This is a genomic window from Mycobacterium attenuatum, assembly GCF_900566085.1.
Classification (GTDB): domain Bacteria; phylum Actinomycetota; class Actinomycetes; order Mycobacteriales; family Mycobacteriaceae; genus Mycobacterium; species Mycobacterium attenuatum.
On sequence record NZ_UPHT01000216.1, the window covers coordinates 1 to 1,334 of the forward strand.

Sequence of the window (1,334 nt, forward strand, 5' to 3'; positions counted from 1 at the left end):
GTCGGGGTGGCGGTGTGGTGCGTCAGGACATACGAATGGGGTGTGTCAAGACATCGGAATAGCTTGACGGCAGCGACGTTCAGTGGATGTCGAAGGCTCGCCTGGTCATCACCGCTGTCGTCGTCGAGCGCCGCAGCCAATCGGCTGTGGCTCGCGAGTACGGGGTGTCCCAGAGCTGGATCAGCCGACTGGTCGCGCGTTATCACCACGAAGGCGAAGCGGCGTTCGAGCCGCGCTCGCGCCGACCGCACACCAGCCCTACCCGGCTTGCACAGTCGAGGATCGATCTGATGGTCGAGGTGCGTGACAAGCTGACCAGCAACGGACCCGACAACGGTCCAGAGACCATCGCCTGGCACCTGCAGCACCACCACGGCTTAACGGTGTCGACCCCATCGATCATCCAGCACTTGCGCGCGGCCGGTCTGGTCACGCCCGCTCCCAAGAAACGCCCCAAAGCTTCCTACATCCGCTTTGCCGCCGATCTGCCCAACCAACGCTGGCAAGCCGACTATCACCCGCTGGTGGCTTGCCGACCGAACCCATGTGGAGATCCTGTGCTGGATCGACGACCACTCCCGCTACGCGCTCTGCCTCACCGCGCACCGCCACGTCACCGGCCCGATCGTCCTGGACGCGTTCACCAAAACCTGTGCTGCTCACGGCATTCCGGCCTCAACATTGACCGACAATGGCATGGTCTTCACGACCCGACTGACCGGCGGCAAAGGCGGACGCAACCACCTAGACCTAGAAGTCGAGCTGCACCGTCTCGGGGTGGTCCCAATCAACCCCACGCCCAATCATCCGACCACCTGCGGGAAAGTAGAACGCTTCCACCAAACCCTCAAACGCTGGCTGACCCGCCAACCACGTGCCGCCACACTTGCCGACCTACAAGCCCAACTCGATACCTTCGTCGAGGAATACAACCATCACCGCCCGCACCGCTCCCTGCCGCACAAGGCCACCCCAGCCACCGCCTACCGCGACCGGCCCAAAGCCCAGCCCGGCAAACGCAGCGACACCCACAACCGCGTACGCCGCGACCGCGTCGAAGACACCGGCAGCCTCACCTTGCGCCTGGCCGGCCACCTGCACCACATCGGCGTCGGCCGAACCCACGCCCGAACCCACGTTTTGATGCTCGTTCACGACCTCGACGTCCGGATCATCAACGCCGCCACCGGCCAAATGATCCGCGAGCTAACCATCGACCCGACCAGGAACTACCAACCCCGAGGACTGCCCAGCGACCGCCCAAAGAAAAAGCCCTGAACCCAAAATGCAGGTTCAGAGCTATTCCGATGTCCTAACACATCACATGGGTCGGG

The 1,334-nt window shown here is 63.6% G+C and carries 1 protein-coding gene and 1 pseudogene; both read left to right on the plus strand.

All coding sequences use genetic code 11. The features are described from left to right. Positions 1–86 precede the first annotated feature (86 nt). A pseudogene (locus tag EET13_RS32190) lies at positions 87–191 on the plus strand (hypothetical protein); the annotation flags it as partial. A 355-nt stretch (positions 192–546) separates the two neighbouring features. Further along, the gene (locus tag EET13_RS32195) at positions 547–1,278 is read left to right on the plus strand and encodes an integrase core domain-containing protein (protein WP_244604202.1); all 732 of its coding nucleotides are present in this window, start codon (positions 547–549) and stop codon (positions 1,276–1,278) included. Positions 1,279–1,334 lie beyond the last annotated feature (56 nt).